We start from the raw sequence: 23,197 nt of genomic DNA, 5'->3' as shown, positions 1-23,197 counted from the left end.
ATGAGCGTTATCGTCATCACCGGCGGCAGTCGAGGCATCGGTGCCAGCGCCGCAGTGCACTGTGCCCGGCGTGGAATGGGCGTCATCCTGACCTACAAGAGCAACGTGCAGGCGGCCGATTCGGTTGTTCAGCGCATCAAGTCCGAAGGTGGTCATGCCGTCGCCCTCGAACTGGACGTCTGCCATGCCGGGAGCTTTCGCGTGTTCGTCGATGCAGTACGGCAGGCGCTGCAATCGAACTGGCAAACCACCACCCTGGGTGGTCTGGTCAACAATGCCGGCCACGGCCTGTTCAACCCACTTGAGACGGTCACCGAGGCGCAGTTCGACGACCTCATGAACGTTCACCTCAAAGGCCCGTTCTTCCTGACACAGGCCTTGTTGCCGCTGATGGAGGAGGGCGCGAGCATCGTCAACCTGACCAGCGCGACGACACGGGTGGTCACCCCGGGCGTAGCGCCTTATGCCGCTTTCAAGGGCGGGCTGGAAGTACTGACCCGTTACATGGCCAAGGAGTTTGGTGAGCGGCGCATCCGTGCCAATGCCGTCTCGCCTGGCGCCATTCGCACCGAACTGGGCGGTGGCTTGAGCGAAGAATTCGAGACGCTGCTGGCCTCGCAAACGGCGCTCGGTCGCATCGGCGAACCGGACGACGTCGGTCGAGTAATCGCCACGCTAATGTCCGAAGAAAGTGCCTGGGTCAACGCGCAATCCATTGAGGTTTCCGGCGGTTACATCATCTGAATCAGCGAGGCGCATTCCATGCTTGATCATGTTTTTATCTCAGTCAGCGACACCCGACGCTCCGTCAATTTCTACACCTCGGCGCTCACACCGCTCGGCATCACTGACCGGCTGGATTACGACGGCAAGGATGGCCCGCCGGGCCACCCGGACCTCAAGGGGTTCGGCGCGCATGGCCGGGTGTTTTTCTGGCTGCGTGAAGGCGTGGTGGAGGGGCGGGCTGCGCATGTCGGGTTCGTTGCGAACAGCAGGGGCGAGGTCGATGCGGCCTATGCCGCTGCAATGAAAGCAGGCGCCACCGATAACGGCGCTCCCGGCGCACGGTTGCATTACGACCCGAATTATTACGCGGCCAACGTCCTGGACCCGGATGGGTACAGCCTCGAGTTCGTCTATAAAAACTGGCAGCACCCACAATGAGCAGACTTCTGATTTATGGCGCAACCGGGTACACCGGTCGGATGGTCTCGGCACAGGCGAAGGCAGCCGGGCTGGACTTCGAAATCGCCGGACGCGATGCGACAAGATTGGCCGCGCTTGCCCGGCAACTGAACGTGCCCTATCGCACCTTCACGCCCGACGTTCAAACGGCGCAAGCGCTGAGCGGCGTCACCGTCCTGTTGAACTGCGCCGGCCCGTTTGTGCTGACGGCAGAACCGTTGATGCGGGCCTGCCTCGAGGCCGGGGTCGACTATCTCGACATCACTGCCGAAATCAACGTTTACCGGCTGGCGGAGCGGTTGGGCGAGGACGCCGGTGTGATGCTGTTGCCTGGCGTCGGCTGGGACGTTGTCCCCACGGACTGCCTCGCCCTGCACGTTGCCCGTCGCGTCGAACAGCCGCAGTCGCTACGGATCGCGCTGCAGGTCGCAGGCTCCATGTCCCGCGGATCGGCCAATAGCGTTGGCGAGATCATCGGTGCGGGATTGATGGTGCGGGTCGACGGCGTACTCGTTCCTGCGCCGGATGCGCAACCGCGTCACTTCGATTTCGGCGCCGGGCCTGTGCTCTGCGCGCCGCTGTCGTTCGGTGACCTGGTCACCGGCGGGCGCTCGACGGGTATCCCCAACATCGCGATGTTCGTGCACATCAGCGGTGACGCGTTCCCTGATGGCGACTTATCCCGACTTCCCGATGGCCCCAGCGAGCAAGAGCGCCTGTCGCATCGGGCCCGTGCGGTTGCCGAGGTGACGGGGGCAGATGGGCAGGTTGCGCAGTCGATGATCGAGACGATCAACGGCTACTCCTACACACCGTTGGCCGCGGTGGAAGCCGCGCGACGGGTGTTGGCCGGGGAGCGGCGTTCCGGGTTCGAAACGCCGGGTCGTCTGTTCGGTGTGGGGTTTGCCGAGAGCATTGCCGGAACGGTGATCGTTGATCTCTAAGGCTGGCGCTGAAGGCACAGCAAGTGCTCGATCTGCGCCAGCTCCCAGGTGCTGAGCAAACTGACCGGGTCGGTGCCGTAACGTTGCCAGCGGTCGAGTTCACCCTCGCGGCCGTCCGGGCTTTGGCAACGTTGGCAATGCAGCAGGCGATTACCGTCGACACCGAGGCTCAGGCGCCAGCCTTCGATATCGACGTGCACGTGGCCGGGCTCGGGTTGTTCGCCGAGCCGTATCAGAGGCCGGACTTCCAGCGCGGCGTCGCGCAATTGCTGGTAAACCTCGCGGGCGGTCAGGGGTGGCACAAGGTATCTCCGGTGAAATCGCGGGGGTGCACAGAATAGAGCCTGCGCTTGCCGCTGTCAGCGGAGCCTCAAACCTCCTCGACTGCCTGCGGGCGTCGGGCAGGCTGACCCTCTTCCTCGCGAAGCTCGCGGCTCATGTCGTTGCAGCTTTGCGACCAGTCTGTCACCCACTGCGGCATCGGCGGCGATTGTTCCGCCAGGCCCAGTTCCCGGGCGAACTCGCCGGGTGCAACCGTGCCTTTGCCTGCGCGAAACAGACCGCGCATCACCACCACGCCGACCACGCGTCCCTTGCTCACGAAGCGGTGCTCCATAAAGCTCCACTTATCGTCCCAGCCCAGCATCCGGGTGTGAATCTCGAACGCTTCGAACAGCTTCAGCTCACGACGGAATTTGCCCCAGGTATCGCCAACGATCGGCACCGCCTTGTTACGCAGCGCCACCCGGAATGCGCCGCTGCGCAGCACGTAATCCATGCGCCCGATGTCCGCCAGGGTGAAATAGCGGCCATTGGTCACGTGACGGTTGAGGTCGAGGTCGAGTGGCCAGACGCGCAGGCGGATGACGGTGGTGGCCAAGGCATCAACCGGCTTGCGCCACGGACGACGAAACAGCATGAGGAACAGTCGGAACCAGAGATTCATAAGTACGCCGAAGGTTTGAGTGACCGGTGCACTTTAGGCAGGAGGGATCAGGTAAGGTAGGTGCGCAAATGACTTTTTTCATGCGAAAAGCGCAATTGGATCATTTATGCACGTCACGCTTTTACTCGCGGACCAATGTTCCGCCGCCAGCGCCACCCTGGCCCTGGAAGTACTAAGCGCGGCCAACCTGTTCGCAGACACGGTATGTCATGTGGTCTTTGCCCAAGAGCCACGGGGATGGCGATATCCTGCGATCGCAAAACTGGCTGGAGGCACATTTCGATCAACCCCTGCTGATTGATGATGTCGCCCAGCGATTCGGGTTCGGTGTGCGCAACTTCAAAAGGCGCTTCAAGGACGCCACCGGGTACACGCCGATTACCTACCTGCAAACCCTGCGTCTGGAGAAGGCCAAGCAGTTGCTTGAATCCACGCGAATGACGCTGGACAGCATCACTTACGCCGTGGGCTACGAAGATGGCAATTCATTCCGTAGACTTTTCCGCCAACGAGTGGGTTTGCTGCCGGCGGCCTACAGGAAGAAGTTTCAATCGGGTATGAGTTGATTCACACGGGATAAGCCACAGAAGATCTGGAGCAGTACATGAAGAAAGCCGCAGCACTCACCCTGGTCTTGCTACTCACTGCCGGGTTGTTCAGCGCGCAGGCACAAGCAGTCGGCGATGCTGAAGCCGGCGCGACACTGTTCAAACGGATATGCGGTGGCTGCCATCAAGTGGGGGAGTCGGCGCGGGGTTCGTTCGGGCCGCATCTCAATGGCATTTTTGGACGCCCGTCAGGTAGCACGACGGATTATCAATATTCCGACGCCATGAAATCGGCCGGCATCGTCTGGACCCGCGAAACCCTGATCGCGTACCTCGAAGATCCAAAGGAAGTAGTACCCGGTACCCGGATGATTTTCTGGGGGCTCAGCGATCCGGAGAAGATTGAAAACCTGTTGGCGTATCTTCAGACCTTTCAGCCGCAGTAGGGCACCCTGAACTGACGCAGCGCGGCTTTCGATCAAACGCTCGGACCCACCCTCAGCAAGGCGACGTGCGTACCAGGGCGATCTATATGTAGGAAGGCACCTACAAAAACTCAAGAAACCATGATTTTCCACACTCATAATTGAACTGGATAACCGCCGAATGGGGCGGTTTTACTTCGTTAGGATGTGTCAGTTTTTCCCCGGTATTGACTTCGATGTTTCAGGGGTAGACTCTTGGCGTCGCTGGACCCCGTAGCTGAAACCGGAAAGAAATGCTCTTGCCAAATAGACTCAAAGATCATCGTGTATCTCTAGTGCAGAAAAAAACATTCTGGTTTTATGACCGTGAATGTTGTTTTTCATGCGCCATGAATACACCGTATTTGTTAGCTGCGAGCTCTCTGGGATGGGCGTTTCGGTTGACGTTAGTTATGTGTGATAACACGGGTAAGAGGGGTTGGCGGATAGGTCTGCCCTAAATAGTTAGTTCTAATGATCGACGCGTTGCCATTGGATAGTTCGCGGCAGATGGCAGGTTGGATTGATTAGATAATATTCCAAGGACTGCACTTGCATGATGTAAGTGCGAACAATCGATAGAAGTGAGTTTATTCACTTCTGGAGGCAAGGATGCACGACCAAGTTACGTCTGAATTTTCTGTTCATCTGTGTATTCATCAACTATTCGAAGCCCAGGTTGCATGCAGTCCGCAAGCCACGGCGCTGGTCTTTGAGGGTGAGACGCTCAGCTATGGCGAACTCAACGTCAGGGCCAATCGGCTGGCGCATCGGCTGATTGCTTCGGGCGTCAGGCCTGACCAGCGCGTGGCGATCTGTGTCGAGCGCTCCCCGGCGATGGTGGTGGGCCTGATGGCGATCCTCAAGGCGGGCGGCGCCTATGTGCCGCTCGATCCGACCTATCCGGGTGATCGACTGGCTTACATTCTGGCCGATACCGCTCCGGTCCTGGTGCTGGCCGATGCGGCCGGGCGGCAGGCGCTGGGTGAGGCGTTGCAGGCCCATACCGTGCTTGATCCCAATGAAGTCCTGACGGAAGCAGAGGGCAATCTGCAGATTCCCGGCCTCACACCGCACAACCTTGCCTATCTGATCTATACCTCGGGTTCAACCGGACAGCCCAAGGGCGTCATGATCGAACACCGTGGATTGGTCGCGTCGACACTGGCACGGACCACGGTCTATCAGCCGGGAGCCGATGCGGTATTTTTGCTGTTGTCGTCGGTGGCGTTTGACAGCTCCGTGGCAGGTATCTTCGGAACGTTAACCACCGGCGGTGCGTTGTGCCTGCCGGGCAGCAATGCAGTGGTAGATCCACACATCATCAGCAGGCTGTTGATTGAAAACAACGTCACCTCAGTGCTGATGGTGCCGTCTCTGGCAAGGCTGGTTCTGCCGCAAGTCGCCCAGCTCGGCTATGGACAACTGCGTCAGGTGATCGTGGCGGGTGAAACATGCCCGGCGAAGCTGGTCCACGAAGTGACCTCATCGTTCACCCACGTTGAATTATTCAATGAGTATGGCCCGACGGAGGCGACCGTCTGGGCGGCGGTCCATCGCTGCTCCTCTGAAGACGTTGATCCGGTTCCGATAGGCCGTCCGATTGCAAACGCGCGGGTTTATCTTCTGGACGTGCATGGCGTGCCTGTTCCGCTGGGTGCGGTGGGCGAGATGTACATCGGGGGCGCGGGGGTTGCACGAGGATATCTGAACCTCGCCGAACTGACGGCTGAGCGCTTCTTGCTCGATCCATTCGCCGGCAAGCCTGACGCGCGGATGTATAAGACCGGGGATTTGGCGCGCTATCTGCCCAACGCAAACCTGGTGTTCCTGGGCCGCAACGACGATCAGGTCAAGATCCGCGGCTTGCGGATCGAACCGGGTGAAATCGCAGCCAGATTGTCCGGGCATCCCGCCATCCGCGAGGCGGTTGTGGAGGTGCAAGGCGTCGACCCGGACAAGCGACTGGTCGCTTATGTTGTGGCTCAGCCAGAGGCCGGCTTGTCGCTGGCAGGACGACTGCGCGATTACCTGAGTGAATGTTTACCCGACTACATGGTGCCGTCGGCTTTTGTGCTGATCGAACGCTTGCCGCTCACCCCTAATGGCAAGCTGGATCGCAAGGCATTGCCTGCTCCTGAGGGCGAGTCTTTTGTCCATGAGGTGTATGAGGCACCGCAAGGTGAGACCGAGACGATCCTCGCCGCGCTTTGGTCGGAATTGCTCGGGGTTGAACAGGTCGGTCGCCATGACCACTTCTTCGCCCTCGGCGGCCATTCGCTCATGGCTGTCCAGCTGATGCAAAGAGTCAGGCGTTATGGTCTGGAGTGTTCGCTGAGCGACATTTTTGATCATCCGCGATTGGCTCATCTTGCTTCTCGGATCGCACAGTCTCCTGTGCTGAAGCCGCCTGTCGGAGCGATCACGGTGCGCGCGGACGGGTCTGAGCTTCCGGTCTTTTTTGTGCCGTCGGGACTGGCGGATTATTCGTATGCGGTTTCACTGGCGCAACAACTGCGGGTGAGCTGCCCGATCCACGTATTGCCGTGGTCGGCCATTGGTGAGCCGCAACCTCAATCCCTGGAGGATATGGCCGAACGAATGATCCCGCTCATCCAGGCGATCCAGCCGGAAGGACCGTATCGAATCGCGGGCTATTCCTCTGGCGGGATCCTCGCTTATGCCATCGCCCATGCGCTGATGCGCAAAGAAGCGAGCGTCGAGTTTTTAGGGTTTGTTGACGTGCCTGCGCCTCATAAGCTGCTTTATAAGAACCGAGACATAAAGCAGTACTTTATCGAGCATGTTAAGGCGGTGGCCCCGGAGGCGGAGTGTCAAAAATTCGATGGGCTGAATGAGGCTGACGAGTTGGCTGAGCTGATTAAAAAAGCCCAGGATCTGGGCGGCTATGACTCAAATGCCGACCTCTTGCTGGAAACAATCAAATGGCAAGCCATTTATCATTTCTCACAGATTGCCGGTGCCTACACGCCCTCGCCATTGCCGATCAACCTCTACCATTTCTACGCGGCTGAACGTGAGCGTGCTCGTCTGCCGCAGGTGGATATGGTCGGCGGCTGGAGAGAATTATTGCCGGATCTGGCGATTAGTTCGGTTTCTATTCCAGGCACGCATGTGTCCATGATGGAGGACATCAGTCATCGCAAACACTTGGCTGAAGCCTTCAGCCGGGCGCTTTTGTAAGCGGTCGAGCGTAACGCTCATCTGCCTGCAAGCGAGGCAGTTACAACGGTTGCAACAGCCTCGCTTGCTGGTTCACATGTGCCATTGAGTCGCCGATAAACCGCCCGCAACAGTTTGCGGGCGTGCAGCGGGGTACCCATCAGCGAAGCATTATAAAAAGGAGAAATCATGGCAAATCCCTACCGCGAACTGCTCACCACCCCGGGGGTCATGGGGTTGGTGATCGCGAGTTCCATTGCCCGGCTGCCGCAGGCAATGATCGGCATCGGCATCATTACCATGCTGGTGCAGCAGACGGGTCTGTATTGGCTGGCTGGCTCGGTCGCCGGTACCTTTACCCTGGCGAATGCGCTGATCGGCCCGCACGTGTCAAAACTCGTCGATCAGCGGGGGCAGAGTCGGGTGCTGCCCTTAGTGACCACCTTCAGCATTGGCATGTTGCTGGCGCTGATCGTTGCCGTCTCTATGAGGGCGCCGACCCCGCTGTTGTTTATTCTTGCGGCACTGGCGGGCACGATGCCCAGCATGCCCGCGATGATAAGAGCACGCTGGACACAGCTTTTCCGTGGCAAGCCGCAGCTGCACACGGCCTTCTCCCTGGACACGGTGCTGACTGAGCTCGCGTTCATTATCGGTCCACCCCTGGCCATCGGTCTGAGCGTCAGCTTTTTCGCCGAAGCCGGACCTCTTGTGGCGGTCTTGTTGCTGGTCATCGGCGTGAGCGCTTTTCTTCTGCAAAAGCAGACAGAACCGAAGGTCGTCGTGGGCGTCAGGAAAAGCACCGGCTCGACCTTGCTGATTCCCGGCGTTCGCACCATCGTTCTGGCACTCCTGGCGATGGGGGTGATTGGCGGATCAATCGATGTGGCGGTGGTGGCCTTCGCCAACGCACAAGACTGGCCAGCGTCCGCCAGTTTCATCCTCGCAGCCTATGCGCTCGGCTCAATGATCGCGGGCCTGACGTTCGGCGCGTTGAGGGTCTCCTTGGCGATTGAAAAGCAGTTCTTCGTTGGGGTTCTGATCACGGCAGTTACAGCCGTCTTGCCTATTTTCTCGCCAGACGTCTACATCCTTTCCGGGATGCTGTTTGTGGCAGGCATGTCATTCGCACCCACGATGGTCGTCGTCATGAACCTTGGTACGATCATCGTTCCACCGTCCAGGATCACCGAAGGCCTGACGTGGATGACGACGGGCATCAGCATCGGCGTGGCGCTCGGTGGCGTACTCGCGGGTCTGGTCATCGACGCCTATGGCGCACGGGCAGGGTTCGGCGTCGCCATCGGTGCGGGGCTGGTGATGGTGGTGATCGTACTGTTGGGGCTGCGTACACTTCGCGCCACGTCAGCGGTTTGTGCCGAGCCGAGTTTCCAGTAATGAGCACTCTGGACTTCGTCGCCGCATTGATCTGCCGACAAGGGGCAGGGCCCTCTTCGTGGTCCCGCTGGTCGCTCAGCTAGAATGAGCATTCATTCCCCATTGATGGAGAACCAGAATGGTCAGCAAAAACACGATTTGCCTCTGGTACGACGGCGCCGCGCTGGACGCCGCGACGTTCTACGCCAAAACGTTTCCCGACAGCGCGGTGGGCACCATCCTTCGCGCGCCTGGCGACTATCCGGCGGGCAAGCAGGGCGATGTGTTGACGGTCGAATTCACGGTGATGGGCATCCCGTGTCTCGGCCTGAACGGGGGCTCTGGGGTCAAACACAACGAGGCGTTCTCGTTCCAGGTGGCGACTGACGACCAGGCCGAAACGGATCGCTTGTGGAACGCGATTGTCGGAAACGGCGGCCAGGAAAACGTCTGTGGCTGGTGCCAGGACAAGTGGGGACTGTCGTGGCAGATCACGCCCCGCGTCCTGACAAACGCCATCAACCATCCTGATCCAGCGGCGGCCAAGCGAGCGTTCGACGCCATGATGCAGATGGGGAAAATCGACGTCGCGGCGATCGAAGCGGCGGTCAAGGGTTAGACCGCGCGGCGCGGAAAGCCAGTGGTGGTCGCGGGTGCCTTCAAGACCCTTACTGCGTCTGGCTCGCTGCTCCCAGGTTGCTCAACAGCCACTCGACGAAGCTTCGCGCCAGCGGATTGTTCTCGCTGTCACGGTGGGTCAGCAAGGCCCAGTTCGGGCCGCGAATGGTGTCTTCCACCAACGGTTGCAACAGTCCGCTGTCCCTCGCTGGCCGACTCAATAGTTGGCTGACCAACGCGATGCCGAGCCCCGCGCATGCGGCGTCCAGCAGCAGGCCGGGGTCGGAGAAATTCAGCCCCTGATCCTTCTGCCCGACATCAATCCCAGCCTCCACCGCCCAATGACTCCAGTCCATTTCCCGCTCGCCGTGAAGGGTGGTGCGCTGCTCGACGGGCACCGCCAGCAGGTCTGGATGGCAGGCCGGGTAGAGGCGGTCGGCGTGCAGCACTTTGAAGCTGCACTCGGCCTGGGAGCTGATGTCATCGCGCACCGCGAGGTCGATGGTCTGGGTGGTCATGTCCGGGACTTCATCGGTGCTGAAAATCCACAGGTCGACTTCCGGGTGCTGCCGGCGAAAATCCCCCAGTCGAGGCAGTAGCCAATGACGGGCGAATGTCGGCGTGGTGTTGAGCACCAGTTGGTTGGGTTTCTGATACTGCCCTAGGCGACGAATGCCGACCGCCAGTTGCTGCAATAACGCCTGGGTGGTGCTGAGCAGATCGTGACCGGCATCGGTCAGGCTGACGCTGCGTCCACTGCGAAAGAACAACGGCTGCTCAAGGTACGCCTCAAGCGTGCGGATCTGCTGGCTGATGGCCGACTGGGTCAGGTGCAGCTCGTCGGCGGCCTTGTGAAAACTGCCCAGGCGGGCAGCGGCTTCAAAGCCGCGAAGGGTGCTGAGCGGAGGCCAGTGCTTAAGCATATCGATAAGTTCCTCTAATCACTTGTCTACAAAATCCATCGTTTGTTGGCCTTGTTTTACGGCCGTAGCATGCATGCCAAGACCGCGAAGGCAGTTTTCATTGAACACAATGACTTAACTCAAGGGTGCTTGTCATGCAGCAGAACGAACTTCAGAACAGTGGCTGGTGGATGCCGGCAGAGTGGGTGAAGCACGCCGCGACCTGGATGGTCTGGCCGCACAACCAGGCACTTTGGGAGTCGGGCTGGGGCGTCACCTTGCCGTTGGTGCAAGAGGATTTTGCCCGGGTGGCGAACGCCATCGCCCGGTTCGAACCGGTGAAAATGGTCGTCGACCCGACGGCTGTCGCGAGTGCCAAAGCGCTGTGTGGACCCAACATCGAACTCATCCCGTTGGCGGTCAACGACAGTTGGTGTCGGGACTCCGGCCCGAGCTTTGTCTGCCATCCGCAACACGGTCTGGGCGGGGTGAGCTGGCGTTTCAATGCCTGGGGTGGCAAGTCGCTGCATAACCTGGACGAAAGCCTGGGGCGCCGCGCACTCAATCATCTCGGCGTGCCATGTTTCGGCACTCCGCTGAGCAACGAAGGCGGTGCGATTCATGTGGACGGCGAGGGCACGCTGATCACCACCGAATCGGTGTTGCTCAACCCCAATCGCAACCCGGGCATGACCAAGGCCGAGATCGAGGAAATCTTCACGCGGTTATTGGGCGTGAAGAAAACCATCTGGCTGCCGGGTGACCCGGACTACGTGACCGGCGACATGACTGACGGCCACGTCGATGGCGTCTGCGCCTTCGCCCGCCCCGGCGTGTTGCTGGTGGATGCCACCCACGACAAAAATTCGGTGTACGCCGAGGTTGCACGGGAAAACCGTCGTGCGCTGGAACTGGCCACCGATGCCCTCGGGCGCACGTTCGAGCTGATCGAACTCTATGAAGCCACCGACGCCGTGGACACCGAAGCCGAAGTGTTCTGTGCCTCGTACACCAACTTCTACATCGCCAACAACGCGATCATCATGCCGGCCTATGGCATCGACGCCGACCACGCGGCGGCCGAGGTATTGGCCCGGGCGTTCCCGGGACGCGAAGTGGTGCCGGTGCGGATCAATCACCTGGCCCATGGCGGCGGCGGGGTGCATTGCATCACCCAGCAGCAGCCCGCCTGGCCAGTGCAGGGGTGATGCCATGACCCTTTTGACGATTGCCACCACCCAGATGCCGTGCACCTGGGACTTGCCGAAGAACCTCGATCAGGCCGAGCAGTTGGTCCGCGAGGCGGCGGCGAAGGGCGCCCAAGTCATCCTGTTGCAGGAGCTGTTTGCCACGCCGTATTTCTGCATCGAACAAAGCCATAAGCATTTGGCGTTGGCCGAAGAGTATCGATACAGCGGCTTACTCAAGCGCTTTGCTGGGCTGGCCAAGGAGTTGGGGGTGGTGCTGCCGCTGAGCTGGTTCGAGAAGGCCGGCAATGCCTACTTCAATTCCCTGAGTGTGGCCGACGCCGACGGGCGCTTGCTGGGGGTGTATCGCAAGACCCACATCCCAAATGCCATCGGTTATCAGGAGAAGGAGTATTTCAGCCCCGGCGACACCGGTTTCCGTGTCTGGGACACGGCGTTCGGGCGCCTCGGCGTGGGGATCTGCTGGGATCAGTGGTTCCCCGAGACCGCCCGCTGCCTGGCGCTGATGGGCGCCGAAGTCTTGCTGTTTCCCACCGCCATCGGCTCTGAGCCGGGCTGCGAAACCCTGGATTCCCGTGACCATTGGCAGATGACCATGCGCGGCCATGCCGCTGCAAACATCTTGCCGGTGGTGGCGGCCAATCGCGTCGGCCGGGAAGTGGCGACCACCGATCCGGAGTTGCAGATGAGCTTTTACGGTTCGTCGTTCATCTGCAACCACAAAGGCAAGTTGCTCGCCGAAGCCGACCGTGACAGCAGCGGTGTGCTGGTGCGCAGCCTCGACCTGGCCGCCATCCGCGAAGAACGCCTGAGTTGGGGCATCTACCGCGACCGTCGCCCGGACATGTACGGGGCGTTGCTGAGTCAGGACGGTCGTCACCTTCATGCACGCTGGAACACTCAAGGAGTTTGATATGTGCACTCCCTACAAGCTGTTGCTCGGCGCCTTGGGACTGGTAATCGCCTCGTCGTCGCTGCACGCCGAAGAAAAAACCCTGCGGCTCTACAACTGGGCCGATTACTTCGCCGAAGACACCCTCGCCAAATTCACCGCCGAAACCGGGATCAAAGTGATCTACGACGTCATGGATGGCAGCGAAACCCTGGAAGCCAAGATGCTCGCCGGCGGCAGTGGCTATGACCTGATTTTTCCCGGCGACACCGTTGCCGAACGCTTGATGCGCGCCGGCAGTCTGTTGCCGCTGGACCAGTCAAAACTCACCGCCGTGGACGACATCGAACCCGGTTTGCAGAAGCTGCGCAGGCAGTACGAAACGTCGAGCCAGGCCACCGTTCCCTACACCTGGGGCACCATCGGCCTGACCTACAATGACGAACAGGTCAAACAGCGTTCGCCCAGCGCCCCGGTCAACAGCCTGGACATGCTGTTCAAACCGGAACTGGCGGCGAAATTTGCCGATTGCGGCATCTCGATGATCGACTCGCCAGACGAAGTGCTGGCGGTGGTGCTCAACTACCTCGGGCGCGAACCGCGCAGCGCCAAGCCTGAAGACCTGGCCGCAGCGAGTGAGTTGCTGATGAAACTGCGACCGCACATTCGCAAGTTCCAGTCGCAACCCGTGACCGATCTGGTCAACGGCAACCTGTGCCTGTCCCTCGGTTACAGCGGCGACATGACCCAGGCACAACGTACGTCTGACGGCGCCGGCAAGCACACCCGATTCGAGTACCGCATTCCCCGCGAAGGCACGACGGTGTGGATGGACACCATGGCGATCCCGGTCGACGCCAGACACCCGGAGTACGCCTACGCGTTCATCAACTTCGTCATGCGCCCGCAGAACATGGCCGCCATCAGCAACTTCACCGGCTACCCGACTTCCAACGCCAAGGCCCGTCCCAGTGTCGATGCGAGTATGCGCAACAACCCGGACATTTACCTCGATGAGGCGACCTATGCGCGGCTGATTCCGGGCAAGGACATTCCCCAATCCGACATGCGGGCGCGGATGCGCACCTGGACCAAATTCAAGACGGCCACTGCAAAATGAGTGCTTCAGACAAAGATCAACACAGGCCGACACGTCGGGACTTCATCAAGCAGGTGTCGGTCATTGCCGGTCTCGGCGCCGCTGCCTCCCTCGGTTTCAGCGTTGCGCCCGTGCACGCGGCGACACAAGGTCCTTGGCGCATGCCGGATGAGGGCGACCGACACGAACGAGCCTTCATCGCGTTCGGCGCACAGAGCGCCATCTGGGAGGATTTCACGCCCGATGTACAAGCGGCCATTGGCCTGATCGCCCGCACCATCGCGCGCTATGAACCGGTCACCGTGTTCTGCCGCCAGCGCGAGCGGCGTCTGGCCGAACAACAGTGCGGCACGACCAACATCACCTACGTCACCACCGAGCTCGACGACATCTGGATGCGCGATATCGGTGCCAACTTCGTCATCGATGGCGAAGGCGGGCTCGGCGCCGTGGATTTCAACTTCAACGGCTGGGGCAACAAGCAGCAGCATGACAAGGATGCGCAACTGGCCGCGTTGGTGGCTGACACGGCAGATGCCCGTTACCTGCGCAGCGAACTGGTGGGCGAGGGCGGCGGTATCGAAGTGGATGGCCACGGCACGGGGATCATGACCGAAAGCAGCTGGATCAACCGCAACCGCAACCCCGACTGGACCAAAGCCGAGGTCGAGCAGGAACTGAAAGACCGTTTGGGGTTGCGCAAAATAATCTGGCTGCCGGGCATCAAGGGCAAGGACATCACCGACGCCCACGTCGATTTCTATGCGCGTTTCGTCAAGCCGGGCGTGGTGGTCGCCAATCTCGACAACGACCCCGCGTCATACGATCGGGAAGTGACATTGGCGCACCTGGACATTCTCAAAAACGCCACCGATGCCGACGGCCGAAAGCTGCAAGTGCATACCCTGTCGCCACCGCTCAATCCACGCAAAAGCCAGTTCAACCGCGACAACCCGGACTTTGCTGCCGGTTACATCAACTACTTCCTGGTGAATGGCGCGGTCATTGCGCCGGAGTTTGGTGACAAGCCGGCGGATACGAAAGCGTTTGAGCTGTTGTCGCAGCTGTACCCGGACCGGGAGGTGGTGCAGCTGAACATCGACGCCGTCGCGGCGGGTGGCGGGGGGATTCACTGTGTGACCAGTCATCAGCCGGCGGCTTGATATCGACCCAAAGCGTTCGTTAGCAGGGATGCCGGCGCTCAAGCTCTCGTGCAGGATGAAACGTAAGCACGTCATCAATGACTTCCTCGTTACACAAACGTAATCTTGCCGACTCGACAACTAAAACAAGACAAAGAATCAGGAGTCATCGATGCAACCGATCCGTCTCGGTCTGGTGGGTTACGGCAAGATTGCCCAGGACCAACACGTTCCCGCGATCCACGCCAACCCCGCGTTCCAGCTGGTGTCTGTCGCCACGCAAGGGCAGCCCTGCGCCGGGGTCGAGAACTTTCGGTCCCTGGGCGAGCTGCTCGACAAGGGTCCGCAGGTCGATGCGATTGCGTTTTGCACGCCGCCGCAAGGTCGCTTCGCGCTGGTGCAACAAGCGCTGGCCGCTGGCAAGCACGTGCTGGTCGAAAAACCGCCGTGCGCCACGCTGGGTGAAGCGATGGCCTTGGTGAGCCAGGCGCAGGAGCAAGGCGTCAGCGGTTTGTTCGCCTGGCATTCACGCTACGCGCCCGGCATCGAAGCCGCCCGAGCCTGGCTGGCCAACCGCACCCTGCAAAGCGTGCAGATCGACTGGAAGGAAGACGTGCGCAAATGGCACCCCGGTCAGGCCTGGATCTGGCAACCCGGCGGCCTGGGCGTCTTCGACCCGGGTATCAATGCATTGTCGATTGCAACCCATCTGCTGCCGCTGCCGCTGTTTGTCGAGTCTGCCGAGCTGCGAGTCCCCAGCAACTGCCAGTCGCCGATTGCCGCTTCCATCAAAATGTCTGACGCCTGTCACCTCGACGTCCGCGCAGCGTTCGATTTCGATCACGGACATGAGGAACTCTGGAGCATCGAGATTCGCTGCACCGAAGGCACCCTGCGACTGGACAATGGTGGCGCGCTGTTGAGTATCGACGGCGTGCGCCAGGCCGTCTCGGAGGAGGGCGAGTACGCGGCGGTGTATCGACATTTTCAACAGCTGATTGGCGACAAAACCAGTGACCTGGACCTCCAGCCGCTGCGACTGGTTGCCGACAGTTTTTTTGTCGGCAGTCGGGTATCGGTTGAGCCGTTCTACGACTAACGTCCGCTCGGGCAAAGGTTGAGGCAAGCCTCAGCCGGAGGCTCGTGCATTGATATATTGACATATCGGTAAATTTCGATATCTTCGGGTCATGGAATTACTCGAAATATTCAAAGCCCTCTCAAACCGTACACGCCTTGAAATCTTGAAAGGTTTGAAGGATCCGGCCAAGAACTTCCCTCCGCAGGATGAAGGTGACGTTCATACGGTGGGCGTCTGCGTCAGTAGTATTCAAGAAGGCGTCGGCCTGTCGCAGTCGACGGTGTCTGATTATCTGGCAACGCTGCAACGAGTGGGCTTGGTCGAAGTCAGGCGCATCGGTCAGTGGACCTACTACAAGCGCAATGAAGCAACCATCAGGGCTCTTGCCGAGATCATAGGGCAAGAACTGTAGTTTTTTTTACCACAAGATATCGAAAAATCCCGATATCCCTTTTTATCGAAACGAGGATTGACCATGAAAGCGCTCATACTCAAATCATTTGGCGGCCCGGAATCGTTCGAACTTCGCGACGTGCCCAAGCCAGTGCCGCACGCAGGACAGGTCCTGGTCCGGGTACACGCAACCTCCATCAATCCGCTGGATTACCAGGTACGACGTGGCGATTATCCCGACCTGGTACAACTGCCGGCCATTACCGGACACGACGTATCTGGCGTTGTCGAAGCCGTCGGGTCGGGTGTGACGACCTTCGCTCCGGGAGACGAGGTCTGGTACACCCCGCAAATATTTGACGGGCCAGGCAGTTACGCCGAGTACCACGTTGCTGCCGAAAGCATTGTCGGGAAGAAGCCTCCTTCGCTCAGCCATCTTGAGGCGGCAAGCCTGAGCCTGGTCGGCGGAACGGCGTGGGAAGCACTGGTCGTGCGTGCGGCGCTCAGAGTGGGGGAAAGCATCCTGGTCCACGGCGGCGCGGGAGGCGTCGGTCATGTGGCGATCCAGCTGGCAAAAGCCATCGGAGCAAGGGTGTTCACGACCGTGCGCGAAGCAAACGTTGAGTTCGCACGAAGTATGGGGGCCGACGTGATCATCGACTACGAGAAGGAGGATTACGTCGACGCCATCATCCGGGAAACGGGTGGTCGCGGAGTCGATGTCGTGTTCGACACCATCGGCGGCAACACACTGTCGCGTAGCCCCGACGTGCTCGCACAACTTGGCCGCGTGGTCTCGATTGTGGACATTGCCCAGCCACAAAATGTTGTTCAGGCCTGGGGCAAGAACGCGAGTTATCACTTCGTTTTCACAAGACAAAACCGCGGCAAGCTTGATGAGTTGAGCGCATTGATAGCGCGCGGTCAGCTGCGACCGCACGTTGGCGCCGTCTATTCGCTCGCCGACATTGCGCTCGCCCATGCGCTTCTGGAGAGGCCCAACAACGGTCTTCAAGGAAAAATCGCGATTGCCGTAGGGCCGTCGTCCCATCTCGTCAGTGCGTAATGTTGACCGTTGAACTCGCTTTAGGGGAACGCCATGATTTATGAAATCGCTCTGCTACCCGTGCACAAAGAACACATTGAAACGTTCAGGCGTGCATTTGCCGAGGTCGCCCCTTTGCTCTGCCGAGCAAAGGGTTACCGCGGTCACTTGCTCGCGCAAGGGATCGAAACCCCCCAGCTATTCAACCTGATCGTGCGATGGCAATCACTCGAGGATCACACGCCGGGCTTCGAGGCGAGTGAAGACCATCGGCTATTCATGATGGGCTTGGAGGAATATTTTTCGGAAGAACCGACGGTCTATCACCTTGAGGGGGGAGCTTTTGCTACAGGTGAATATGATGATCCGAACAGCGCCGTCGGGATGGGGAATGCTGTTGCCTGAGGCGTTTGTAGCTTTGCCGGATCACCGCTCGGCACTGTTCGCGTAAGCCCTTTACAATTTCAAGCCAGCAGCTCAGTGATCCATCGGGCCTGCCGGGCGATGTCTTGCACCTTCTCCTCGGGCACGGCCTGCCGCGCCCGGGCGAAGTGGGTCAGGGTCTGCTGCTTGTGGCGCAGGATGCGCTGCCACTTGAGCAGGAACGCCGGGCTGCGTGCCTGCATCTGCAGCGGGCCGAAGTACAGCTCCTCGGCGGTGTACAGCACCGGAGCGGCGCGCTCGGCGACGATGATTTCATAGTCGAAACGGTTTTCCCGCAGCAGTTCTTCGCAGAGGATGCGGTAGTCATTTTCCATCAGCCATTGGCGCAACGGCTGTTCGCCGCCGTTGGGTTGCAGGATCAGGCGTTCCTGGCCGCTCAAGTGCGCCTTGCCGCTGTCGAGGATGTCGCGGATCGTCTCTCCACCCATGCCGCAGATGCTGATCGCCGTGATCCCGTCTCCCGGCTCGATGGCCGCCAGGCCATTGGCGAGGCGCACGGTGATTTGCAGGTCTTGGCCGCTCTCGCGCACGGTGCGTTCGGCCGAGTGGAACGGCGTCAATGCCACCTCGCCGGCCACCGCCGATGCGATGGCGCCCCGGCGCATCAACGCCACCGGCAGGTAGCCGTGATCCGAGCCGATATCAGCAAGGCGCGCACCGGCGGGCACATGCGCCGCCACGCGTTCCAGGCGCATGGACAATGTCTGTTCGTTCAACCGCAACCCCTTTTCACCACGAACGTCCGGCACGTTGGCCGAATCGGGGCGCCATTCTGGCGAGCAACGCCGTGCATTTCAAATTCCTGCGACCGGGGCCATGGATCGCGCCGCGCCTTAGCGCTCGAAGCGAACATGAATCCGGGCACTTTCTGCCATCGCTGAGTCAGTTCGGCGGTGCAATCGGCCAACAGCGCCTTACCTCAATTTCACAAAACCCTCAAAGCAACCGTTCAATGGCAGAATCTCCCCCACTTGATCGTTTTGGAGAACACCATGCTTCGTGCGTTTGAACGAAGACTCGACCCTTTTCCTCCTGACGAGGTACCACCGCCACCCGCCGGCCTGGCTCGGTTCCTGTGGGCCTGTACCCGGGGCGCCCGCGGTTACATCCTTGCGCTTGCGCTGCTCAGTGCCTGCGTGTCGATTTACGAAGCCTGGCTGTTTTCCTTCCTCGGTCAGGTCGTGGACCTGCTCTCGACCTGGCAGGCGGGTGGTGAAGCGGCGGCGCAGGAAAGTCGCGTGTTGTGGGGCATGGGCATCGTCATGGTAACCAGCGTCGGGCTGGTGGCGTTGCGCACCATGGTGCAGCACCAGATATTGGCGATTAACTTGCCGTTGCGGCTGCGTTGGGACTTCCATCGCCTGATGCTGCGGCAAAGCCTTTCGTTTTTTTCCGATGAGTTTTCCGGCCGAGTCACTACCAAGGTGATGCAGACGGCGCTGGCGGTGCGCGACGTGCTCTTCACCCTGATCGAGATCGCACCCGGGATCGGGGTGTATTTCATTGCGATCATCGCACTGGCCGGCGGCTTCGCGCTGAAACTGATGCTGCCGTTCGTTGCCTGGGTCGTGTTGTTCGGTCTGGCCATGCTGTACTTCGTTCCCCGTCTGGGGAAAGTCGGGCAGGAACAGGCCAATGCGCGGTCGATGATGACCGGGCGTATCTCGGACGCCTACACCAACATCACGACGGTCAAGCTGTTCTCTCACTCCAATCGTGAAGCGCACTTCGCGCGTGCCGCGATGGAGGATTTCAAGCAAACCGGCTTTCGCCAGATGCGTCTGGTCAGCCAGTTCGAGATCGTCAACCAGGCACTAGTGGTGGCGTTGATCATGGCCGCCGGTGGTTATGCCCTGTGGCTATGGCACCTGGGGGAGGTTGGCGCGGGTGCCGTGGCTGCGATCACCGCGATGGCGTTGCGGATCAATGGCATGTCGCACTGGATCATGTGGCAAATGACCTCGCTGTTCGAGAGCATTGGCACCGTACAGGATGGCATGGCGACACTGACCCTGGGCGCCAAGGTGCAGGATGCACCGGGTGCGGGCGTGCTAGTGACCTCAGGCGGCGCAGTCACCTTCGAGAAGGTGAGCTTCAATTACAATGGCGAGCGCCAAGTGCTCGATGGCCTGAGCCTGAGCATTCGTGCGGGCGAAAAAATCGGCCTGGTTGGCCGCTCTGGCGCTGGTAAATCCACGCTGATCAACCTGCTGCTGCGCTTCTATGACGTCGACAGCGGGGTGATTCGCATCGATGGCCAAAACATCGCACATGTGACGCAAGAAAGCCTGCGCGGCTCCATCGGCATGGTCACGCAGGACACCTCCCTTCTGCACCGTTCTATTCGCGACAACATCGCCTACGGCCGTCCCGATGCGACCGACGCGCAAATTCGCAGCGCCGCGGCCAATGCCCAGGCCGATGGGTTCATTAGCCAACTGAGCGACCGGCAAGGCCGTACCGGCTACGACACCCTTGTGGGTGAGCGCGGCATCAAACTGTCGGGCGGCCAGCGCCAACGCGTCGCAATTGCCCGTGTGATGCTCAAGAACGCCCCGATCCTGCTGCTTGACGAGGCCACCAGCGCGCTGGACTCGGAAGTCGAAGTCGCCATTCAGGAAAGCCTCGATGAAATGATGCAGGGCAAGACCGTGATCGCGATCGCCCATCGTCTGTCCACGATTGCGGCCATGGACCGGCTCATCGTCATGGATGACGGACGCATCATCGAACAGGGCACTCACAGCGAATTGCTTGCGAAGAACGGCGTCTATGCGCGGCTGTGGCAGCATCAAAGCGGCGGGTTCCTGGGAGAAGACAAGGGCGTGTTCGAGGCGATGGATCAGGTGTGAGGGGGAGGGTGCGTGTCCGAGCGAACTGTTGATTTGCAGAGCCCGGACCGAATTCATCCCTCTCTGTGAGTATTCATGCACCGTCACAAGCGGCGATAACAATGAGTGCGAGAAAACAGATCAACTGCAGGCAAAAGAAGGTAAACCGAACCGCCACAACCGTATCGGTTTGCACATGGGATACGTGAACCAGAGACTGACACACACGAGCGATCAGGACGATTATGGACAAGTAGCTCACCGCAGGACCGTCGACTCCAAGGGCTGAGATCACGAACACGATGACGCCAAAGACCGGCAGATTTTCCACACAGTTCGCGTGTGCTCTTATCCCGCGCCGATACCAATCCTCGCCTTCGAGCTGATCGCTTCGGAAAGAAGCAATCGGAACATTCAAGAACAAGATTCTGACCCAGCGATACACCCCGACGGTTGCCATCAACAACAGTAAAGTCCAGGTCGCAAATCCAAGCAGCATCCACATCGGAATTGTCATGGCTGCCATCCTCAATCAGTCATGTTTCAGCACGTCATCCCACTGTCGCGCGACCGACACGCGGTCGGTCGCCCCTGTCGATCAATTGCTCATGATGGGTGCCAGTGCGGTCTGAACCCTGGACAGCTGTTCTGGAGTTGTCATTCGCGTCAGCAGCTGGCCAAAGTGTGGATGCTGCACGCCCGAGATAATGTATTGCCAGCGGTAGGCGCTCAGCACGCAGACTTTGATTTGCGCTGTCTCATCGACACTGAACGATCGTGAAGCATTTCGAATGAAGTAGTCGGCATCGGATGCCGATTGTGCCTGCAGGATTGCGTCGACGGCCGCCACCAGCGCAATCAGATCGTTCACTGCCTGGTCGCGCTGGGCTGCCGAGAGTTTCGCGTGTTCCGCTTCCCACTCCAGTTCATCGAGTACGACGTGGCGGCTTTCATCCTTCCAGTGAAATTTGAAGACGTCCTTGAAGAGTGGGCACAACTCCTCGCGCGGGGCGATGCTCTGCACGTAGTGCGCCTGAACAAACAGCTCGATATGACAGGTCAGTGCCAGCACTGACCAGGTACTGGCCGCCAGTACCGACCGCGCCACATCGTTCGGATCGGCAACTTGGCGATATCCGGCTGGCAATTGCGAACCAATCATTGTCTCCATGCGCCGGAACAGCTCCTGGTGCTTGATCTCGTCGTTGGAAAAGCGCACCAGCGCTTCGAGTGCGAGCTGATCGTCAAATACATGGGCCCGACCTTGATCAAGCATTTTGGCACTGATAAAACGCTCGACCAGGCCAAAAATATACGCATAGGTTCGGCCCTGAATCTGACTGAGCAAGCGCGCCTCGTCCGCGGCGAGAAAGGTCAGGCGGTCGATCCTCGATAGTCCGTCGGGCAAGAATTTGCGCGAGAAGTCGAAGCTGCGCTCCTGTAGCAAGTCCCGGTCGATCTGCCATTCCGCTTTCTTCGATGATCTGACAAGTTGAGCATAACGGGCGGCGTTGCCCGAATCTGAGCGGGGCAGGGTAGCGGCGGTGTTCATAGTGATCTCCGGCTGGTGTGGTCAAGTTGGAATGGGCCAATTTTGGTTAACGCGGGAGTCAATGATCCTCGGTGAAGCGTCTGGGGATCGTCTCGATCACTGAGTCCACGTTGGTGCTAATCTAGGCCTCGCTGTTCAGGCGGAAAATGACCAGTGCGCCTGATTACATGCTCCGGACTCCGGAAAGGAGGGCTGGCAATTGTTGGATGCACTTTCTGATGTCTTGCGTGTGATTCGGCTGTCTGGAGGGGTTTTCCTCGAGGCGGAATTCACCGCGCCCTGGTGCATCAACGGAAGAATCTCGGCAGACGATTGCAAACCGTTCCTGGCGGCACCTCGGCAAATCATTGCGTCGCATTTTGTCGCGGCGGGGCACATGCAATTGCGAATCGACGATGGCGCCACCCTCGACGTGCGGGCAGGCGAACTCATTCTGCTTCCGCGCAATGACGTTCATACGTTTGGCAGTGATCTGAGCATTGCTCCCATGTCGGGGCGCGAAGTTATTCAGCCGCCGGAAGTCGGCGGCATATCACGCATCAAATACGGCGGGGGCGGCGAGGCCACACAGTTACTGTGCGGATTCCTCGGCTCTGAAACGCCATTCAGCCCGTTGCTTTCGTCGCTGCCATCCTTGTTGAAGCTGGATGTCCGCGCGACGGCTTCGGGAGCCTGGATTGAAAGCTCATTCCGTTTCGCTGTCAGTGAGATCGCGGCGGGGCGCGTCGGCTCGACAACGGTTATCGCCAAGCTATCTGAATTGCTGTTCGTCGAAGCCGTCAGCCAGTATGTCGCGAACCTCCCCACTGAACGGCGCGGGTGGCTGGCGGGTTTGCGAGATCCGCATATCGGGCACGCACTGGCGCTGCTCCATGCTCGTCCAACCGAGGGCTGGACGGCAGAAGCCCTGGCGCTTGAAGTGGGCATGTCGCGCTCGGTGTTCGCGGAACGATTCACGGCATTGGTCGGACAGCCGCCGATGCAGTACCTGACACTCTGGCGTATGCACTTAGCGGCTCAACACCTGCGCGAAGGTCGCGGTAATGTGGCGCAAATCGGCTTTGCAGTGGGCTACGAATCCGAAGCTGCGTTCAGTCGTGCATTCAAACGCCAGTTCGGCACATCACCCGGTACCTGGCGCAGACAATCCGCATGAGAAGGTCCGGTGCCTAAGGACACTCCGTTTCTAGCTGTACAGGTGCAAGATCGCTCGGGCTCGGGAAACGGGTTAATCCGGTTGGGACTAATGCTTAGTGCGTATCGTGATTAGCCTCGGTGGAAAGTTCCAGCCCAGCAGCAATACTCCATGTGCTTCGGAACTATTCGAATAGAGCGTGGGGCAA

23 protein-coding genes and 1 pseudogene are annotated in these 23,197 nt (G+C 59.8%); 18 read left to right on the top strand and 6 right to left on the bottom strand.

The window, feature by feature from the left end; all coding sequences use genetic code 11:
* From K0F88_RS27435 to K0F88_RS27425, 3 genes are read left to right on the top strand one after another with little or no spacing between them, the layout of a single operon-like run.
* Positions 1-744 (top strand): SDR family NAD(P)-dependent oxidoreductase, encoded by a 744-nt coding sequence (locus K0F88_RS27435; protein ID WP_094467934.1) that lies wholly within the window; start codon positions 1-3, stop codon positions 742-744.
* 18 nt (positions 745-762) lie between these two features.
* Entirely contained in the window at positions 763-1,164 is a 402-nt protein-coding gene (locus K0F88_RS27430) for a VOC family protein (RefSeq protein ID WP_094467933.1), read from the top strand.
* Positions 1,161-2,129, top strand: a complete 969-nt coding sequence (locus K0F88_RS27425; protein ID WP_219097306.1) for a trans-acting enoyl reductase family protein — start codon at positions 1,161-1,163, stop codon at positions 2,127-2,129. The genes K0F88_RS27430 and K0F88_RS27425 overlap by 4 nt, the downstream gene beginning before the upstream one ends.
* Here K0F88_RS27425 and K0F88_RS27420 read toward each other — a convergent pair.
* A complete protein-coding gene (locus K0F88_RS27420; RefSeq protein ID WP_094467931.1) occupies positions 2,126-2,431 on the bottom strand; it encodes a hypothetical protein in 306 nt (101 codons plus the stop codon). The genes K0F88_RS27425 and K0F88_RS27420 overlap by 4 nt on opposite strands.
* 68 nt (positions 2,432-2,499) lie before the next feature.
* On the bottom strand, positions 2,500-3,075 hold the full coding sequence (locus tag K0F88_RS27415) for an acyl-CoA thioesterase (RefSeq protein WP_219097305.1): 576 nt from the start codon (positions 3,073-3,075) through the stop codon (positions 2,500-2,502).
* Positions 3,076-3,269: 194 nt separating this feature from the next.
* Here K0F88_RS27415 and K0F88_RS27410 point away from each other — a divergent pair.
* The 5 genes and pseudogenes from K0F88_RS27410 to K0F88_RS27390 form a co-directional block, all read left to right on the top strand.
* Positions 3,270-3,641 (top strand): annotated as a pseudogene (locus tag K0F88_RS27410) (GlxA family transcriptional regulator); the annotation flags it as partial.
* Between the two features lie 38 nt (positions 3,642-3,679).
* Positions 3,680-4,069, top strand: coding sequence for a cytochrome c family protein (locus tag K0F88_RS27405; RefSeq protein WP_094467930.1), 390 nt, complete (start codon positions 3,680-3,682; stop codon positions 4,067-4,069).
* Positions 4,070-4,699: 630 nt separating this feature from the next.
* Positions 4,700-7,291, top strand: coding sequence for an amino acid adenylation domain-containing protein (locus K0F88_RS27400; RefSeq protein ID WP_219097304.1), 2,592 nt, complete (start codon positions 4,700-4,702; stop codon positions 7,289-7,291).
* A 168-nt stretch (positions 7,292-7,459) separates the two neighbouring features.
* Positions 7,460-8,668, top strand: coding sequence for an MFS transporter (locus K0F88_RS27395; protein ID WP_094467928.1), 1,209 nt, complete (start codon positions 7,460-7,462; stop codon positions 8,666-8,668).
* Between the two features lie 118 nt (positions 8,669-8,786).
* Positions 8,787-9,266, top strand: a complete 480-nt coding sequence (locus tag K0F88_RS27390) for a VOC family protein (protein ID WP_094467927.1) — start codon at positions 8,787-8,789, stop codon at positions 9,264-9,266.
* A gap of 49 nt (positions 9,267-9,315) precedes the next feature.
* Here K0F88_RS27390 and K0F88_RS27385 read toward each other — a convergent pair whose 3' ends face one another.
* Positions 9,316-10,188, bottom strand: a complete 873-nt coding sequence (locus K0F88_RS27385; RefSeq protein ID WP_094467925.1) for a LysR substrate-binding domain-containing protein — start codon at positions 10,186-10,188, stop codon at positions 9,316-9,318.
* Between the two features lie 134 nt (positions 10,189-10,322).
* Between K0F88_RS27385 and K0F88_RS27380 the strand changes: the two genes are divergently transcribed.
* From K0F88_RS27380 to K0F88_RS27345, 8 genes are all read left to right on the top strand, one after another.
* The gene (locus tag K0F88_RS27380; RefSeq protein WP_094467924.1) at positions 10,323-11,375 is read left to right on the top strand and encodes an agmatine/peptidylarginine deiminase; all 1,053 of its coding nucleotides are present in this window, start codon (positions 10,323-10,325) and stop codon (positions 11,373-11,375) included.
* A gap of 4 nt (positions 11,376-11,379) precedes the next feature.
* Positions 11,380-12,288, top strand: a complete 909-nt coding sequence (gene aguB / locus K0F88_RS27375; protein WP_094467923.1) for an N-carbamoylputrescine amidase — start codon at positions 11,380-11,382, stop codon at positions 12,286-12,288.
* 1 nt (position 12,289) lies between these two features.
* Positions 12,290-13,387: an extracellular solute-binding protein gene (locus tag K0F88_RS27370; RefSeq protein WP_094467922.1), complete on the top strand. Its 1,098-nt coding sequence runs from the start codon at positions 12,290-12,292 to the stop codon at positions 13,385-13,387.
* Entirely contained in the window at positions 13,384-14,529 is a 1,146-nt protein-coding gene (locus tag K0F88_RS27365) for an agmatine/peptidylarginine deiminase (RefSeq protein WP_094467921.1), read from the top strand. Before K0F88_RS27370 ends, K0F88_RS27365 begins: the two co-directional genes overlap by 4 nt.
* Before the next feature lie 151 nt (positions 14,530-14,680).
* A complete protein-coding gene (locus K0F88_RS27360; RefSeq protein WP_094467919.1) occupies positions 14,681-15,607 on the top strand; it encodes a Gfo/Idh/MocA family protein in 927 nt (308 codons plus the stop codon).
* A gap of 91 nt (positions 15,608-15,698) precedes the next feature.
* Positions 15,699-16,001 carry a helix-turn-helix transcriptional regulator gene (locus tag K0F88_RS27355; RefSeq protein WP_094467918.1) on the top strand — a complete coding sequence of 101 codons (303 nt, stop codon included), beginning with the start codon at positions 15,699-15,701 and terminating at the stop codon, positions 15,999-16,001.
* Positions 16,002-16,064: 63 nt separating this feature from the next.
* Positions 16,065-17,048: a zinc-dependent alcohol dehydrogenase family protein gene (locus tag K0F88_RS27350; protein ID WP_094467917.1), complete on the top strand. Its 984-nt coding sequence runs from the start codon at positions 16,065-16,067 to the stop codon at positions 17,046-17,048.
* A 33-nt stretch (positions 17,049-17,081) separates the two neighbouring features.
* Positions 17,082-17,432, top strand: a complete 351-nt coding sequence (locus K0F88_RS27345) for an antibiotic biosynthesis monooxygenase (protein ID WP_094467916.1) — start codon at positions 17,082-17,084, stop codon at positions 17,430-17,432.
* Between the two features lie 59 nt (positions 17,433-17,491).
* On the opposite strand, the gene K0F88_RS27340 is transcribed toward K0F88_RS27345, so the two are convergent.
* Positions 17,492-18,187, bottom strand: coding sequence for a tRNA (adenine(22)-N(1))-methyltransferase TrmK (locus K0F88_RS27340; protein ID WP_257605365.1), 696 nt, complete (start codon positions 18,185-18,187; stop codon positions 17,492-17,494).
* A gap of 276 nt (positions 18,188-18,463) precedes the next feature.
* Here K0F88_RS27340 and K0F88_RS27335 point away from each other — a divergent pair, with 276 nt between their 5' ends.
* A complete protein-coding gene (locus K0F88_RS27335; protein ID WP_094467914.1) occupies positions 18,464-20,323 on the top strand; it encodes an ABC transporter ATP-binding protein in 1,860 nt (619 codons plus the stop codon).
* Positions 20,324-20,396: 73 nt separating this feature from the next.
* Here K0F88_RS27335 and K0F88_RS27330 read toward each other — a convergent pair whose 3' ends face one another.
* Both K0F88_RS27330 and K0F88_RS27325 read right to left on the bottom strand, forming a co-directional pair.
* Positions 20,397-20,819: an MAPEG family protein gene (locus K0F88_RS27330; RefSeq protein WP_219097302.1), complete on the bottom strand. Its 423-nt coding sequence runs from the start codon at positions 20,817-20,819 to the stop codon at positions 20,397-20,399.
* Between the two features lie 81 nt (positions 20,820-20,900).
* Positions 20,901-21,854, bottom strand: a complete 954-nt coding sequence (locus K0F88_RS27325; RefSeq protein WP_219097301.1) for a diiron oxygenase — start codon at positions 21,852-21,854, stop codon at positions 20,901-20,903.
* Positions 21,855-22,053: 199 nt separating this feature from the next.
* Between K0F88_RS27325 and K0F88_RS27320 the strand changes: the two genes are divergently transcribed.
* Entirely contained in the window at positions 22,054-23,010 is a 957-nt protein-coding gene (locus K0F88_RS27320; RefSeq protein WP_219097300.1) for an AraC family transcriptional regulator, read from the top strand.
* Positions 23,011-23,197 lie beyond the last annotated feature (187 nt).

The sequence above is a fragment of the Pseudomonas sp. UMAB-40 genome, assembly GCF_900095275.1.
Classification (GTDB): Bacteria; Pseudomonadota; Gammaproteobacteria; order Pseudomonadales; family Pseudomonadaceae; genus Aquipseudomonas; species Aquipseudomonas mandelii_B.
The sequence above is the reverse complement of the archived record's forward strand: the minus strand, read 5'-3'. Positions and strand labels throughout refer to the sequence as shown.